Source organism: Aneurinibacillus migulanus (assembly GCF_001274715.1).
Classification (GTDB): domain Bacteria; phylum Bacillota; class Bacilli; order Aneurinibacillales; family Aneurinibacillaceae; genus Aneurinibacillus; species Aneurinibacillus migulanus.
The window spans coordinates 2,266,137-2,282,086 of the sequence record NZ_LGUG01000004.1 but is presented as its reverse complement, the minus strand read 5'-3'; the positions used below and the strand labels follow the sequence as shown (position 1 = coordinate 2,282,086).

Annotated in this window: 15 protein-coding genes; 4 read left to right on the top strand and 11 right to left on the bottom strand. The window is 44.3% G+C overall.

Translation table 11 applies throughout. From position 1 onward, the window contains the following. Nucleotides 1-120: 120 nt before the first annotated feature. From AF333_RS12995 to AF333_RS12980, 5 genes are all read right to left on the bottom strand, one after another. Nucleotides 121-858 (bottom strand): SDR family NAD(P)-dependent oxidoreductase, encoded by a 738-nt coding sequence (locus AF333_RS12995; protein ID WP_043068985.1) that lies wholly within the window; start codon nt 856-858, stop codon nt 121-123. 158 nt (nt 859-1,016) lie between these two features. Next, nucleotides 1,017-1,226 (bottom strand): alpha/beta-type small acid-soluble spore protein, encoded by a 210-nt coding sequence (locus AF333_RS12990; protein ID WP_043068984.1) that lies wholly within the window; start codon nt 1,224-1,226, stop codon nt 1,017-1,019. Between the two features lie 145 nt (nt 1,227-1,371). Beyond that, nucleotides 1,372-1,551, bottom strand: coding sequence for a hypothetical protein (locus AF333_RS35150; protein WP_235496421.1), 180 nt, complete (start codon nt 1,549-1,551; stop codon nt 1,372-1,374). Between the two features lie 15 nt (nt 1,552-1,566). Next, complete coding sequence (locus AF333_RS12985; protein WP_043068983.1) at nt 1,567-1,764, bottom strand: hypothetical protein; 198 nt, start codon at nt 1,762-1,764, stop codon at nt 1,567-1,569. Between the two features lie 25 nt (nt 1,765-1,789). Next, on the bottom strand, nt 1,790-2,695 hold the full coding sequence (locus AF333_RS12980; RefSeq protein ID WP_043068982.1) for a LysR family transcriptional regulator: 906 nt from the start codon (nt 2,693-2,695) through the stop codon (nt 1,790-1,792). 213 nt (nt 2,696-2,908) lie between these two features. On the opposite strand from AF333_RS12980, the gene AF333_RS12975 reads away from it, so the two are divergent. After that, nucleotides 2,909-4,186 carry a Glu/Leu/Phe/Val family dehydrogenase gene (locus AF333_RS12975; RefSeq protein ID WP_043068981.1) on the top strand — a complete coding sequence of 426 codons (1,278 nt, stop codon included), beginning with the start codon at nt 2,909-2,911 and terminating at the stop codon, nt 4,184-4,186. A 72-nt stretch (nt 4,187-4,258) separates the two neighbouring features. Here AF333_RS12975 and helD read toward each other — a convergent pair whose 3' ends face one another. Continuing rightward, entirely contained in the window at nt 4,259-6,616 is a 2,358-nt protein-coding gene (gene helD, locus AF333_RS12970) for an RNA polymerase recycling motor HelD (protein ID WP_043068980.1), read from the bottom strand. 321 nt (nt 6,617-6,937) lie between these two features. On the opposite strand from helD, the gene AF333_RS12965 reads away from it, so the two are divergent. Both AF333_RS12965 and AF333_RS12960 read left to right on the top strand, forming a co-directional pair. Next, nucleotides 6,938-8,686: a YcdB/YcdC domain-containing protein gene (locus AF333_RS12965; RefSeq protein WP_043068979.1), complete on the top strand. Its 1,749-nt coding sequence runs from the start codon at nt 6,938-6,940 to the stop codon at nt 8,684-8,686. A gap of 143 nt (nt 8,687-8,829) precedes the next feature. Continuing rightward, on the top strand, nt 8,830-10,575 hold the full coding sequence (locus AF333_RS12960; protein WP_043068978.1) for a YcdB/YcdC domain-containing protein: 1,746 nt from the start codon (nt 8,830-8,832) through the stop codon (nt 10,573-10,575). A gap of 73 nt (nt 10,576-10,648) precedes the next feature. Here AF333_RS12960 and AF333_RS12955 read toward each other — a convergent pair whose 3' ends face one another. Next, nucleotides 10,649-10,981, bottom strand: a complete 333-nt coding sequence (locus AF333_RS12955; RefSeq protein WP_043068977.1) for a hypothetical protein — start codon at nt 10,979-10,981, stop codon at nt 10,649-10,651. Nucleotides 10,982-11,018: 37 nt separating this feature from the next. Continuing rightward, nucleotides 11,019-11,492 carry a superoxide dismutase family protein gene (locus AF333_RS12950; RefSeq protein WP_043069035.1) on the bottom strand — a complete coding sequence of 158 codons (474 nt, stop codon included), beginning with the start codon at nt 11,490-11,492 and terminating at the stop codon, nt 11,019-11,021. 213 nt (nt 11,493-11,705) lie between these two features. Here AF333_RS12950 and AF333_RS12945 point away from each other — a divergent pair, with 213 nt between their 5' ends. Then, entirely contained in the window at nt 11,706-12,647 is a 942-nt protein-coding gene (locus AF333_RS12945) for a M15 family metallopeptidase (RefSeq protein WP_235356737.1), read from the top strand. Between the two features lie 54 nt (nt 12,648-12,701). On the opposite strand, the gene AF333_RS12940 is transcribed toward AF333_RS12945, so the two are convergent. From AF333_RS12940 to AF333_RS12930, 3 genes are all read right to left on the bottom strand, one after another. After that, nucleotides 12,702-13,910 carry a S1C family serine protease gene (locus AF333_RS12940; protein ID WP_043068976.1) on the bottom strand — a complete coding sequence of 403 codons (1,209 nt, stop codon included), beginning with the start codon at nt 13,908-13,910 and terminating at the stop codon, nt 12,702-12,704. 193 nt (nt 13,911-14,103) lie between these two features. Then, a complete protein-coding gene (locus AF333_RS12935; RefSeq protein WP_043068975.1) occupies nt 14,104-15,123 on the bottom strand; it encodes an aliphatic sulfonate ABC transporter substrate-binding protein in 1,020 nt (339 codons plus the stop codon). Nucleotides 15,124-15,145: 22 nt separating this feature from the next. Beyond that, nucleotides 15,146-15,889, bottom strand: a complete 744-nt coding sequence (locus AF333_RS12930; protein WP_407638680.1) for an ABC transporter permease — start codon at nt 15,887-15,889, stop codon at nt 15,146-15,148. Between the last annotated feature and the right edge of the window lie 61 nt (nt 15,890-15,950).

Genomic DNA, 15,950 nt, shown 5'->3' with positions numbered 1-15,950 from the left:
AGAACGGAAAACGCTGCGCTTCCGATTAGATTTGAAAGCGCAGCGGCACCTCTATTTTTTTCTCCTTCCCTCCATTTTTTCTACCTACAGCTACACGACCGTCGAAATATTATTTGTAATTTATATAAACATACCACCGTCCACTACAAGATTTTGTCCGGTCACAAAATTCGCATGAAAAATCAGAGAATACGTAGCTTCCGCTATATCCTCAGGAGAGGCTACCCGACCGAGAGGTGTTCCTTCTGCCAATCGCTTCACATGCTCTTCCTGGCCTTCTACCCAGCGGGTTTCGACGACGCCAGGTGCAATGCTGTTCACGCGTACTTCAGGGGCCAGCACGCGTGCCAACGATTTTGTAACACTGATGGCGGCCGCTTTCGAAGCCGCATATGCAATCGAACTGCCGAGCCCCGTCATACCTGCAATCGAAGTAATATTAACGATACAGCCGTTACGTTTTTTCAATTCTGGGGCTGCTGCACGGCAGCAAGAAAACATTCCTTTCACATTAATGTTCATTACCCGATCCCAGTACTCATCCTTTAATCCTTCCAGATTGTCATGATCAACAAAGTTTGTTGTACCTGCATTATTAACGAGAATATCGAGACGTCCGAACGTATCTAATGTTTCTTTTATCATCAGGCGAACGGCCTCATCATCCGCTACATCGGCACGATGCAATAAACTTTTTACCCCATATGTTTCCACATCTTTTTGCGTCTGCCGTGCTTCTTGTTCGGAGCGCGAATAGTTAATCACCACATTTATGTCTTCTTGCGCCAAACGCAGGGTGATGGCGCGCCCGATACCGGTAGCCGCGCCTGTAATTAATGCGACTTTTCTTTCTTGCATATGTATCTCCACCTTTTATCCTCTTTTCACTCTCATCAAGAATAGCATATTGTTTTTTTATTTCATATCTTCTTTATTTTCTAAAAGCAGTTAAGGCAGGAAAGTAAAACAGCCTCCCGTATCGTGCAGGAGGCTGTTCACCAGAAATAATAATCAACTTAGTGCATGCGTCCGCCAAGCTGTTGTTCTGCCATCTGTACAAGGCGCTTGGTAATTTCTCCACCAACGGAACCGTTCTGACGTGAAGTAGTATCCGGTCCGAGTTGAACACCAAATTCTGATGCGATTTCATACTTCATTTGATCGATAGCTGTACGTGCTTGTGGAGCAACTAGTTCATTCGTGTTTCTTCTTTGGTTTCGAGCCATAATTGTACGTCCTCCTAATGGTGAATGTTGGTTGAAGATAGTTTTAATTTTCCACATGGAGACTGCATTATACATCGAATTATCCGGTAATTTTATCCATATTTTCGATTGAAATGATACGCAGACGCAACATATGCTATATAAATTACACTTGATAGTTTGACAGGGCAGCGTGGTTGGAAGGAGGCGATTCAGAAAAAGAAGAGGTTGGATGCGCCCTGCGCTCCAGCAGAAAAAAAGCAAGCGTGTCCTTTTCCGACCGCTCCCGCCTACCGCCCTTCCTTTTTTTCTTACCTCTCACCACAAAAATTTGTCGATGTATCAAATCAGATGTATATAGCTAGAATACCATACCATCCTTGATCGTTTTCATAATGGCCTGATCGATAACTTCCTCTATTGTTAGAGAGGGATTCGCACCTTGAATATTTTGTACGTGTCGAACGGCAACCTCAATGGCTTTATTTCTAATTTTTCTACCTGCAAATTCCTCAAACGCTTTTTTCACCTTTGTAGAAAGATGTTTATCCGCATTCATTCTGGTCCCCTCCATTATTTACATATTACATCTCAAACCTGCCCAATACCGTAAAGAACTTCTTCAGAAAATCATAGAACAATTTCTCTGTAGGAAGCAAATCGCGTTCACTGGAAATAATGACACCGACGGTACGGGTAACCATCGGTTCGCTAATAGGGAGCTTCACCGTTGAGCGCGGGATACTATCGATCAGCGTAATTTCAGGAATGAGCGTAACACCAAGACCGGCTGCAACCAATCCTTTAATCGCATCGATATCCTCCCCTTCAAAAGACACCGTAGGCTGAAAGCCAAGTTGCTGGCAAGTATCAACTACGATTTCACGCAATACGAATCCTTTAGGAAACAGTACGAATGAATCGTTCCGTAATTGACTTAATTGCAAAGATGCCTGGCCTGCGAGCGGATGGTGCGATGGCAACAATGCAACAATGTTTTCGAGAAATAAAATATGGCCTTTAATGCGGGGATTTGACTTAGGCATTGGTCCAAGCAAAGCCATGTCTATATCTCCTTTTGCTACGGCATCGATTAAAAAATGATAGGACCCTTGACGCAATTGAAACTTGACGTGCGGATACGTTTCACGAAAAGCCGAAATAACGGTGGGAAGTGTATAGGCAGCCAGGCTGCTGGGAAAACCGATGCGGATGCGGCCTTTTTCAGGATCCAGATATTCTTCTACTTCCCGCTTCGCTTTTTCGATAACTTGCATTGCTTGTTGCATATGTTCTAAAAACATTCTTCCGATGGGTGTCAGCTTCACATTCCGGCCCTCCCGGATAAATAGATTGACGCCCAATTCCGCTTCCAGGTTGAAAATCTGTCGACTTACAGCCGATTGAGCAACATGCAAAGCGAGAGCCGCCTCAGTTACATGTTCTCGCTTGGCCACTTCAATAAAATATTGTATTTGTCTAAACTCCATACTTACTTCACCACACTATTCATCTCAATATAGCATTGATTTTATCTATTTTTAATATTGTTTAGATTAATTTTCAATTATAAAATACATATGTAGCGAAATAAAGGTCATTTTTCAAAAAAATGGCTGAAAACATATATAAAGATGAGATACATGTTCTTTTTTAAACAGATAATATCTGAATGTTCAATCAATAGGGGAGGTTAAAAAATTATGACCATTTTACAGGAGACAAAACAAAGCAGCGAAGAAGTACTGAATCCGTATCAAATCGTCCAGACACAAATTGAAAATGCAGCAAAGATTCTGGGGCTTGATCGAGGGATTATAGACATTCTGAAGAAGCCAATGCGTGTTCTTTCCGTTAATTTTCCGGTAAAAATGGATGATGGTAGCATCCGTGTATTCGAAGGGTTCCGTTCACAGCATAATGATGCAATCGGACCGACAAAAGGCGGTATCCGCTTCCATCCCGATGTAACAATGGATGAAGTAAAAGCATTATCCATGTGGATGAGCTTCAAATGCGGTGTCGTCAGCCTGCCGTATGGCGGTGGAAAAGGCGGGGTTATCTGCGATCCGCACGAATTCAGCAAAGGGGAGCTTGAACGGATTAGCCGAGGTTTTATGGAGTCCATAGCAGACTTCATCGGGCCGGAAAAAGATATTCCCGCACCTGATGTATATACCAATCCGCAAATTATGGGCTGGATGATGGATACGTACAGCCGAATTACAAGAGCGTTCAATCCTGGCGTCATCACTGGTAAACCGCTTATCATCGGCGGTTCTAAAGGACGTAATGAAGCAACAGCACGCGGTTGTGTATACACGATCGAAGAAGCGTTAAAAGAAGCAGGAAAGCAAATGAAAGGTGCCACCGTGGCTATTCAAGGATTCGGCAATGCAGGTCGAATCGCTGCTGAACTTTTGGCTGCACAAGGTTGCAAAATCGTAGCAGTAAGCGATTCTAAAGGTGCACTGTATCAGCCACAAGGACTTGATCTTACCGTGGTTACGCAATTGAAGGATTCCTCGACAATTATGAATTATGACGCGCGTTATCACCTTCAGCAAGCAGAAGAAATCCTGGAGCTGGATGTTGATATTCTCGTTCCGGCTGCACTGGAGAATGTAATTACGCTGAAAAATGCAGAAAAAGTAAAAGCACGCATCGTAGCGGAAGCCGCCAATGGCCCGACTACGCCAGAAGCGGACAAAATTTTATTCCAAAAAGGAATTCTCGTTATTCCCGATATTCTGGCCAATGCTGGCGGGGTTACGGTTTCCTACTTTGAATGGGTGCAGAATCTGATGAATTACTATTGGAGCGAGGAGGAAGTCAATCACAAGCTACGTGATGTAATGGTTCATTCTTATAATGAAGTAAGTTCTCTCGCAAAGCAGTATGACGTCGATTTCCGTACATCTGCATATATGATTTCTTTAAAACGAATTGCCGAAGCCATGCAGGCACGCGGCTGGGTATAACAATAAGGCTCTGTTATTCAACAAAAAGCCTATGGTGTTCAAAAATGGAAAACCATAGGCTTTTTTCGTTTTTTATTTATATGATTTTTCTATTACAGTATACGTTTCAGAGGGAGCCCTATATATAAACGGGCTCATCTCTTCAACGAAATATATGTGTAATTCATGCATAGCCCGGGTACATGCGGTATAGAACAGCTTACGCTCACTCTCCCTTTCATACTGGGTTTTGGAGCCATTGTAGATGATAACCGCATCAAATTCTACACCCTTTGCGAGATAAGAAGGAATGACCAACACACCGGACTCATAAGAAGATGTCTCTTTTCCGATAAGGCGAAGCGGAATGCTGGCGTTCAATGCTTCATACGCATCCCGGCTTTCTCTGGCGGTTTTGCATATAATAGCAACCGTTCGATGTCCGGCAGCCTGGAGCATGCGGATGCGGTCGGCAACATTTCTGGTAAGCTCAGTCATGTCAGCCGCTTGCGTCACTGTCGGCTTATTGCCGTCACGGTTGAACGGCTGGATCTCCTCTCCTCCATCGATAAGTCCTCGGGTGAATTCAACAATCTGACGGGTGGAGCGATAGCTACGTGTAAGCACGAACGCTTCGCTTTCTTCCTTTTCATATAGCGACGACAAAGCCGATAACCCAGTATTAACAACAGCATGAGCATAAATGGCCTGATTCAAATCGCCAAGCGCCGTCACTTTGCTACGGGGAAACAATCGCTTAATGAAAGCGAACTGAAACGGAGAGTAATCCTGCGCTTCATCGATAAATACATGTCGAACAAGCGTATTTGTCTGAAAGCCTTCAAGCTGCTCCTGTAAATACAAATACGGTGTTGCATCCTCATAGGCTAATACAGAACGGTCTAGTCTCTCTGTTGTTTGTACACAGATGTCCACCCAATGTTCTGGCAATTCGTCATCAGGCGTAAATTGGGTTATATACTGTGGATCCGTAAACAACTGCCGATATATAGCAACCATATCGAGAAAACGGAGTCGCTTTACACGCTTTTGCAAAGGCTTAAAGTGTTTTTGCACAACCATTTTGGCAAGCAACTTCTGCTCACGCTCAAAGTCGTCAAACGTATCTTCTGTATATCGTTTTTTCTTCCGGAGATTATTATATGCCTCCAGGTACGCTTCTTTATCAAGCAGCTCGATTTCATCCTCCACCCATGGCTTCGTTCGCTCCAATCGGGCCCTCTCTTTCAACTCCTCCAGCAATCTATCCGCAAGCAGCTTCATACGATTGGGAATCCGCAGGGCAGAATCCAGCGCATAGAATTGTTCTTTAATATATTCCGCAGAAAGAATCACCTCGCCCCGAAACTTTATATCCTTGAAGAGCATCCCTTTCTTACCGAGAACAGATACGTATCTTTCGATGGTTTCCATAAAATCGCTACTCGCTTTGTAACGGATTCCTTCGATGCGCGCCGCATAGCCCGGTTCATTCATCGCCGATAAGGTATATTCCATCTGTGTAAACGTATCTTCAAGATGAAACGCCTTGCCAAGCCGCCGTTCCAGATATTCCTGAAACGTCGTCTGCTGCATATTTTTCTCCCCAAGCTCGGGAAGAACTGTAGAGACATAGCTATTAAACATCGGGTTAGGAGAAAATAATACAATCTGTTCCGCCTGTAGCGTCTCCCGATACCTGTACAGCAAATAGGCGACACGCTGAAGGGCAGCGGACGTCTTCCCGCTGCCGGCTGCGCCCTGTACAATAAGCAGCCGACTCCGTTCATTGCGGATAATGCGGTTTTGTTCCTTTTGAATGGTAGCTACAATACTTTTCATCTGTGTGTTCGCTTGCTTACCCAGCACTTCCTGCAGCAGTTCATCCCCGATAGTAACACCCGTATCGAACATGCTGCGAATACAACTGTCACGGATTACGTATTGTCGCTTTAGCTCCATCGTTCCAGTAATTGTGCCACCTGGCGCTTCGTATTGTGCCGGGCCGGGCGGATAGTCATAATAGAGACTAGAGATGGGAGCGCGCCAATCGTAAACAAGAAAATCTTCTCCATTCTCATCAAGCAAAGAAGCGATGCCAAGATAAATGCGTTCTGTTTTTTCTCCGGCTTCCGCAAAATCGATGCGCCCGAAATAAGGAGACTGTAAGAGCCTGCCAAGCGTCGTTAGTCGCTCTTTTGCATGCCTGTGGCTGCGTTCCCTTTCCGATAGAACTTCCGCCTGTTGTTTCATGCTGGCGTATGTTTCTGCCGCTTCATGCGCGTCATCAAAATTAACGGTCACATCATCCCAGAAATTTTTGCGGATATCCACAACCTCGGCTTTTATCTCACCAACCTGCCGTTGAAGAGTATCGATTTGTTTACCGATTTGCCCGACAACTCGGTTCACCCGTTGTTGTTCTTCTTGCCACTCCTGATTCGCACCCATATCCCCACTCCTTGTCACGAAAATTTACCATGCAAAGCATTTGACAATCCTAATCTCTTATGATATCATTATATTGAGATATTATAATGAATTTATGAAGAGAGTTGATTGGCACTCTTCATTTTATCATGGAATTTTACAGGTTTCAATATACGATTAAAAACGGAGGCGTTTCTATACGTCTCCGTTTTTTGTATATATATCCACATACTGCATACGTATTTCACTAGTAAATAATGATAAAACGATTGATTTTTTCCTAATCTTTCATATGATAGAATAAAAATAGTTACTACTTATATTCAAAAAAGGAGAGTTGTAATGAAACATTCATTGCCATTAGCTGCCCTGCTGTTGGCCTCTTCGCTTGTCCCTGCTGCACCTGCATTAGCAGCGGAAGGTGAAGCCGTTCAAGCACAGCCCGCAGAATCAGCTACATCCAACACATCAGACGCAGCAACAGAAAATCTTGTCCCTATTCCACCTGCCGTGCAAAAAACAATGGACAGGCTGTTTACACTTCAGCCGGAATTGAAGAAATTAAATATCATCACAAGCACCATTCGGGAAGATAATCAGCATTTTCGGGTGTATCTTAGCGACAAAAAAGAAGAAGAACTCAGAAATTCGAAAGAAGGCATGAGCGCTCATCTGGAATTCGATGAAAAAACAGGAGAATTGCTTTTGTTGAATGTTCAGGCCGCCGCCTGGTCATCCGACAAGCTTCCTTCTCTCCAACTGACATACGAGACAGCGGAGAAGTTCCTTACCCAGTGGCTCGGAGCAGAAGAGAGAAAACAATTCGGCAAGCCTGTATCTCGTGGTAGTAGCGGTTCCACCGCTCACAATGATGACGGTACACAAACGTCATGGAGAGAACGCCATGCACAGTTCCCGCTTATCCTAAATGGGATCCCTGTAGAAGGTGATGTCGGACCACGCATCGGTGTCGATGCATCCGGCCATATCACAAGCTATACATATAGCCCAATCGACCTGAATAAGGTTACTATACCAAAGCCAGATACAGCTCTGCCTGTTGAAGAAATTAAGCAAAAAATCGCTACAGCTGATAGCCTAGGCCTGTATTATATGGAACATCAACCTGAGAAATACAGCCGCTTACTGGATAACACAAAATCAAAACCTGCTCTACTCTATGATTTGCAACAGTACGGATACTATCAACCGCAAACGGGTAAAGCAGTCGATACGATGAGTGGCAAAGAACTTGCTGACGGTCAGAATAAACCTACTCCAAATAAAAAGGTCGTGCTTTATCCGAAAGGAGAACAGCTCATTGTCCGTTCTGAAGAAGAAGCGAAGCAGCTCCTTGCCAAAGTATTCAATAACAAGGATGCCGTAGCGAAGTTACGTGTTGAAGAACGACGAGGTATGGCATGGGAGAAAGAAAGCCCGCAACAAATGTATGAGTTCAGCACAGAAGATCATAAAATATTTGCAAGTGTAGCAGCAGATAAAAAAACCGGTCAGGTACAATATGCTAACTTACAGTTGAATACAGATCAAAAAGCACAGCCGGCAAAAGTAGCTAAGGACCGGGCTTTCGCTACCGCACGCAATTTCCTTGAAAAATACGCCAGCCCTTCCACAACACTACTAGAGTGGACGGACTCTACTTATTACAAAGAACCGGAACTACCTTCCTGGGTAGATAAGAGTAAATTACCAGAAGGGTTCACCGAGCACCAGCCTAAGGAATATAGCTTCTTTTTCTATGAAACATATCAGGGCGTTCCTATCATGGATCGTACCTATCAGGTTTCAGTAGACAATCAGACGGGGAACATTGTCTCATTCTCGCTTGCTACACCGAAGGACAAACTGGATCTTCCCGATTCAAAAGACATCGTAACGAAAGAACAGGCACTTGAGGCTTTTCTAAAAAATAAATCACCAAAGCTGCAATACGTTTGGCCGCAATACTTTGATCAGCGTGCTCCGGCTCCGATTCTTGTTTATGCATGGGACTATTCGGAAGGGTTCGGATATGTGGATGCATTGACAGGTCAATATATTATCGTTCCTAGCGAATGGGATGAAGAATAAAGCTAAAAAGTCGGTAGGTACTTACTGTACCCCGACTTTTTTCATTCCTATATGCATCTCTATATGAAATTGTTGATTTTTTCCTGTTTTCTTATGATAAAATAAAACATAGTTTCTATTTATATCCAAAAGGAGAGTTATTAATGAAGCATTCATTACCGCTGGCTGCCTTATTGTTGGCATCCTCACTTGTTCCTGCTGCACCTGCATTGGCAGCGGAAGGTGAAGCTGTTCAAGCCCAGCCCGTAGAATCAACTACAAGCAGCACATCAGACACAACAACAGAAAACCTTGCCCCTATCCCGCCTGCCGTACAAAAAACGATGGACAAGCTATTTACACTTCAGCCGGAATTGAAGAAGCTAACTATCGTTATGAGCCAATCCCAGGAAGATAGCGGTCGTTTTTCCATTTCTCTTAGTAACAGAAAACCAGAAGAACAGGGAAATCAAAAAGGAGCATCCAACGCTGACCTTATGTTCGATACTAAAACCGGAGAACTTCTTAGACTCAATTTGAACATCTGGGAATGGGCATCTGATAAGAGCCCTTCACTCAAACTGACGTATGAGTCGGCAGACAAGTTTCTTACCGAGTGGCTCGGAACAGAAGAGAGAAAAAAGTTCGGCAAGCCTAAATCAAACTCAGGCGGCTCTTCGAGTATTGATAACGAAGATGGTACACAAACGACCTGGAGTGAACGCACTGCAGATTTCCCACTTATGCTGAATGGTATCCCTGTAGAAGGGAATGTGGGACCACGTATCAGTGTCGATTCATTCGGCCATGTCACAAGCTATTCATATGATCCCATCGACCTAGACAAGATCACCGTACCGAAGCCGGATACCGCTCTGTCTGTGGAAGAAATTAAGCAAAAAATCGCTACGGCTGACAGTGTAAGCCTAAGCTATGTAGAAGAGCAACCGGAAGAGTACAGTCGCTCGATGGATAACACAAAAACGAAGCCTGTTCTGCGTTATGATTTTTATAATTTTGGATACTATCAACCGCAAACGGGTAAAGCAGTCGATACGATGAGTGGCAAAGAACTTGCTGACGAGCAAAGTAAGCCCACACCAAATAAAAAGGTCGAGCTTTCTCCAAAAGGACAGCAGCTTATTGTCCGTTCCGAAGAAGAAGCGAAGCAGCTCCTTGCCAAAGTATTCGATAACAAGGATGCCGTAGCGAAGTTACGTATTGAAGAACGACGAGGTATGGCATGGGAGAAAGAAAGCCCACAACAAGTGTATCACTTCAGCACAGAAGATGATCAAACATATGCAAGTGTAGCAGCAGATAAAAAAACCGGTCAGGTACAATACGCCAGCTTACAGTTGAATACAGATCAAAAAGCACAGCCGGCAAAAGTAACACAGGATGAGGCTTTCGCTACTGCACGCAATTTCCTTGAAAAATACGCGAGCCCTTCCGCAACACAGCTGGAATGGACAGGCTTTACTTATCCGGAACGAGAACTGCCTTCCTGGGTAGATAAGAGTAAATTACCAGAAGGGTTCACCGAGCACCAGCCTAAGGAATATAGCTTCTTTTTCTACGAAACATATCAGGGCGTCCCTATCATGGATCGTACCTATCAGGTTTCAGTAGACAATCAGACGGGGAACATTGTCTCATTCTCGCTTACTACACCGAAGGACAAACTGGATCTTCCCGATTCAAAGGACATCGTAACGAAAGAACAAGCACTTGAGGCTTTTCTAAAAAATAAATCACCAAAGCTGCAATACGTTTGGCCGCAATACTTTGATCAGCGTGCTCCAGCGCCGATTCTTGTTTATGCATGGGACTATTCGGAAGGATACGGATATGTGGATGCTTTGACAGGTCAATATATTATCGTTCCTAACGAGCGGGATGAAGAGTAAGTGCCAAAAAGCCGCAGGTATGCAACATACCTCGGCTTTTTATCATGCGCTTTTGCGGTAAAGGAGACTGCCGCTACCAGCACAGAGACAGTCGTATCGCAAAACAGGCCTGCTTATCATTGGATTGAAAAACAACGAGCAATCCGTCCGGAGTAAATTTTACATCGCCAAGGGTTGTGACACCCATAGAGCGAATTAAACGTTTTACCGTATCTGTCTGGTTTAGTGACGCCGCTTCCTTTACTTGTCTGGCAAAGCCGGGCTGGGAGGCAATCGTTTGCAGTAAGTGCTGGAGCTCTTGCGCCGGTCGGAGAAATTGCATAGCTGAATGCTGAAAAAGCTTTACATCGCCAGGTTCCGTAGTTATCGGAAATCGACTATACCCATTAGGATAAAATCCGTACATTTTTTCTCTCCTTCGCTAAAGATAGGGCACAGCGCGATCAATACCCCTGCCGAATCACGCCGCAGGCCAGGCGCCTGCCCGCATCTCCAGATGGCTGCGAGCGATAATCATCTGGATTCTCATGAATAATAACGGATTTACCAATGACCTGGGGAACAGTAAATTTATCTGTAAAAAACCCCATAATTGCTCTGCCGCTGTTTGAGAATAATACAGGAAAATCTCCCACATGGTTGCCGTGTGGCTGATTGGTCGGGTTCCAATGCTCACCGGCTGACATAAACGGTTTTGCCGGGTCACCCACCTGGCAGTTTCCAAATTCATGAAGATGGAAACCAAACGGGCCAATAGGTGGTTTCTCGCCCTTGGCCGGTCGATAAGGCGGAAGACCTTCTATGTAGGCAGATACCCATGTTCCTCCAGGAATTGGTACAAACTGTACAATACCAGTAATGCCAGGAGCCAGCGGACCTCCCTGGATCCTCGCGGTTGCAATCATCTGTACACCCATAGCGGGAGCACCCTGTGACATATAAGCGGAATACAATTTCCTTCACCTCTCCTTTTCGCTGTCATTTTATGCTATCGCCTATCGTATCGTTACTCGGCTTCTCGTTCTGTTACGTAACCTTTTGTGATACATTCAAAATATTTACTATTTGGTTCTAATGTAGTTTACTAATACAAGAAACTGATATATGGGATGGAGGCACATGAAAAACAAATGAATACAAAATTTATCGGCAGAGGAGCTGCGGCAATTTTACTATGCATAAGCGTAAGTGCATGCGGTACAGATAAGAAAGAGACAGTAAGTACAGGAGTGAATGAGCAAACCCAAATCAAGCAACCGGCTCAGCAGCCAGAAAAACCAAAGGAAGAAGATAAAACTACCGGACAGTCGGAGCAAAAAAATCAACCCCTTCCCGCCTCGAATATGGACAAAGATACGAACGGCTCAAACGAAAATCAACAAGAGACTGAGAAAAGACCGACCCCACCACCACCACCTGCTTCCAAAGAAAAAGACAAAACTGTATCTATTGACGGGAATGGAAAAGTAATCGTTACCAACGCGTCAAGTGTTACAGTGCTAGTCAACAAGAAACGAAATCTACCAGCAGACTATGAACCGACCGATCTTGTTGTACCGAATGTAGCTTTCTCGTTCGCCGGAGATAGTCCGAAGAAACAACTGCGTCGTTCGGCAGCACGTGCACTGGAAGCGTTGTTCGCTCAGGCGAAAAAGGATCGCATCGACCTGAAAGCCGTATCCGGGTACCGTTCGTATTCTACACAAAAAGCCATTTTTAGCCGGAACGCCAAGAAAAAAGGAAAAGAAGTAGCCAATCGCACCAGCGCATACCCCGGTCAGAGTGAACATCAAACCGGTCTTGCCATGGACGTTTCCAGTGCCAGTGTAAGCTACGGACTCGAACAGAGATTCGGCAATACAAAAGAAGGCAAATGGCTTGCTAAAAATGCACCAGCATTCGGATTCATTATCCGCTATCCAAAAGACAAGGAATCCATTACAGGATACTCATATGAACCGTGGCATATACGCTATGTTGGCAAGGACATCGCGCAGGCTGTTGCCAACCGCGGTGTTACGCTTGAAGAGTACTTCGGCGAAGCCGTTCCGGTAAAAGGTAAGCAAAAATAAATCCTGCTATATGCAACGCGAGCCGCTTATCTGATAAGCGGCTCGTTCTCTTCTTTATTGTGCTTCCTGTTTACCAAGCGTAATTTTTGCGATTTTCAGCTTGCCATCACGGTAATAGCTAATCTCTATATTGTCACCTGCACGCTTTTCAAAAAGATACTTGCGCAGTTGGGCGGAGTTCTCAATTTCTTGATTATCCAGCTTTACAATTACATCATACATTTGTAAGCCTGCTTTCTGTGCAGGACTTACATTCTCAACATTCCGAACGACCACCCCGCTTTGAACCTTTTCAGGCAATCCCAGGGTATTCTTCCACTCATCAGGTGAAATCCGTTGTAAATCAACAGGGCCGATTCCGATATACGGACGTTGTACCGAATGATAGCGAATCAAATCGTCAATAATGCGGCTCACTTCATTAATCGGAATAGCAAAACCAAGACCTTCTACACCCGTTTGAGCAATTTTAAGGCTGTTAATTCCAATAACCTGTCCTTCTGCATTTAGAAGTGGTCCACCGCTGTTTCCCGGATTAATCGCTGCATCCGTTTGAATGACATTCATTTCGTAGTCTGTTTGGCCGTCTTTATCTAAATCGACTGGCATAGTACGATCCGTAGAGCTGATAATCCCTCCTGTAACCGTTCGGGAGAATTCCATACCAAGCGGATTCCCGATCGCAATCGCCGATTCGCCGACCTGAAGCTTGGATGAATCGCCGAATTCAGCCACTTCCTTCACCTGTCCTCCATCAATTTCAAGAACGGCAAGATCCGTTATTGGATCGGCACCAATGATTTTCGCTGTTAGTGGTTTTTTATTCGTAGCCAGCGAAACTTGCACTTCACTAGCACCCTCAATTACATGATTATTCGTAACGATATACGCCTTACCATTTGTCTTACGGAAAATGACACCTGAACCATTTCCCTGTTCTTCCATCTGTGTGCTCATACCTGCAAAGCTTTGGTGCTGCTGCATATTAATAACGCCGACTACCGTATTCTCCGTTTTATTTACTGCTTTTGTAACATTAGAGGTTGTTTGTCCACCAGAAGTGGAAACAGGAACGCTCGTTACATTTTTTGGTTGTGCTTGTTTCGCTTCAGGAACGTACCCTGATCGTACTAAAGACGGCAGCAGCATTAGCACCAACATTCCGCCGATTACGGCACCGATTAAGGCAGATAAAAAGACCGAGGCCCTGCCACTTTTTCTTTTCTTTTGTATACCGGCATATTCTTCATCATAAAAACCCATGATGCATATCCTCCTTTGCTGTCTTTCTTTGCTTTCTACTGTACATAGAAAAAGCGGCACAAATATCAAGGAATTGTGGGGAATTGTGAAAAAGAAGGGCAATCTCGGAGCAGATTTTTTTCATCAACAAAAAAACAGTTACCCTCAGCTTCAAGGTAACTGTTTTTTACGTATCGCTCCATTACAATTCTTGCTACTCTTTCAATGCTTTTTCGATATATGAATTATCAACAACTTCCAAAACATTGATCTTCTTTTTAAGAGCGCCGAGTTCATATAGAAGATCCGCGGTCTCCTGTTGACTCTTTATTATTTCTTCGGTAATGGGGAGATTTGCCGCTTCTGAGTTTTTAATTACCTGCTCAATAATCTTTTTATCTACCTTTTTTAGCTTTGCATATAACTCAGCAGCCTCTTTTGGATGTTCATTTTGCCACCGAGTTGCCTTCTCTGTGACTTTTAAGTAAAGAACGACTAAATCTGGATTTTCCTTTGCGAACGTACTACGAACAATTTGAAATCCGGGGCTTGAAGATTGAATGGATTCGCCATTGGTAAGAACCCTGGCACCATTCTTAATAACCTGTGTTGAATGGAACGGTTCCCAAATGGCCCACGCATCAACAGAACCTGTTTCAAAAGCCGGTTGTGCTTCATCCGGTTGCAACTGAATGACTTGTACATCGGAAGGCTTTATTTTTTCTTTTGCCAATGCCTTATATAATAATCCATAAGCGCTGCTTCCTTTAGCTACTGCTATCTTTTTTCCTTTTAGATCCTGAAGTGTACGGATGGAGCTGTCTTTACGTACCAGAATGACATCCCCTTTTTCTCCGTTGCTTCCATTCGCGATTTCTTTAAATGGCACATTGGCCGCCTGACCGGCAAGTACGGGAATATTGCCTACCCGCCCGAAATCCAATCGGTCGGAAACGATAGCCTCGAAGTAAGCTGGTCCACTCTGAAATTCTACCCACTTTACCTTTGCACCTGCTTTCGCAAACTCTTCTTCAAACCAGCCTTTTTCCTTTGCGATCAGAATCGGCCAAATACTTTGCTGGATTCCAATAGTAACAACGCGCTCTTCTTTGGCTTGCACCTTTGCTTCCCCAGCGCCTTTTTGACTTACGGATTCCTTATTCCCGCACCCTGCAATCAATGCGAGAACCATTACAGAAAGAAAAAACGCCAGCATTCTCTTCGCTCGTTTCATAATGTGTCTCCTTCCCCTTGTACTACATTGCACCCTCGCCTTTATAGTTCTCACGCCATTTTAATAATTTGGACTCTAAATAACGAACCAGAGAATCTGTTGCTTTACCAACCAGGGCAAAGATAATGATGCCTACAAACACGATATCTGTCTGCGTAAATTGTCTGGCATCCATAATCATGTAGCCTACCCCTTCACTTGAACCCATCAGCTCGGCCACAACCAGACCGAGCCAGGCAATACCAAGCGAAAGACGAATACCGAGCAGAATATTCGGCATAGCAGCAGGTAAAATAAGTGTAGTCACCAGCTTTATCTTGTTAAATTCAAGAATACGCGCCACTTCAAATAGCTTTGCATCGACCCCCCGTATTCCAAGAAACGTATTAAGATATACCGGGAAAAACGCCCCTTTTGCGATGAGCAACACTTTGGATAATTCACCAAAGCCAAACCATAGAATAAATAAAGGCATAACCGCCAGATGTGGAATTGTTCTCAGCATCTGAAGCGCTGGGTCCAATGTTTGTTCAGCCCTGCTAAAAAAGCCGACCAACGTACCCAAAAGCAGCCCGAGCCCGGCACCAAGCAAAAAGCCCAGCGCAGCGCGAAACACGCTTATTTGCAAATGGGAAAACAATTCTCCTGATATGACGAGTCCGATGAAAGCTTTGCCAATCATTAGAGGAGTAGGCAATATCGTTGCGGAAACAATATTCATTGCTCCTATCGTCTGCCATATCGCCAGTACGATAACAGGAAGCATGACTCCCCACAAGATGTTCTTTATTCTGGATGTAAATAATACGCTCGTCCCGTGCCTGACT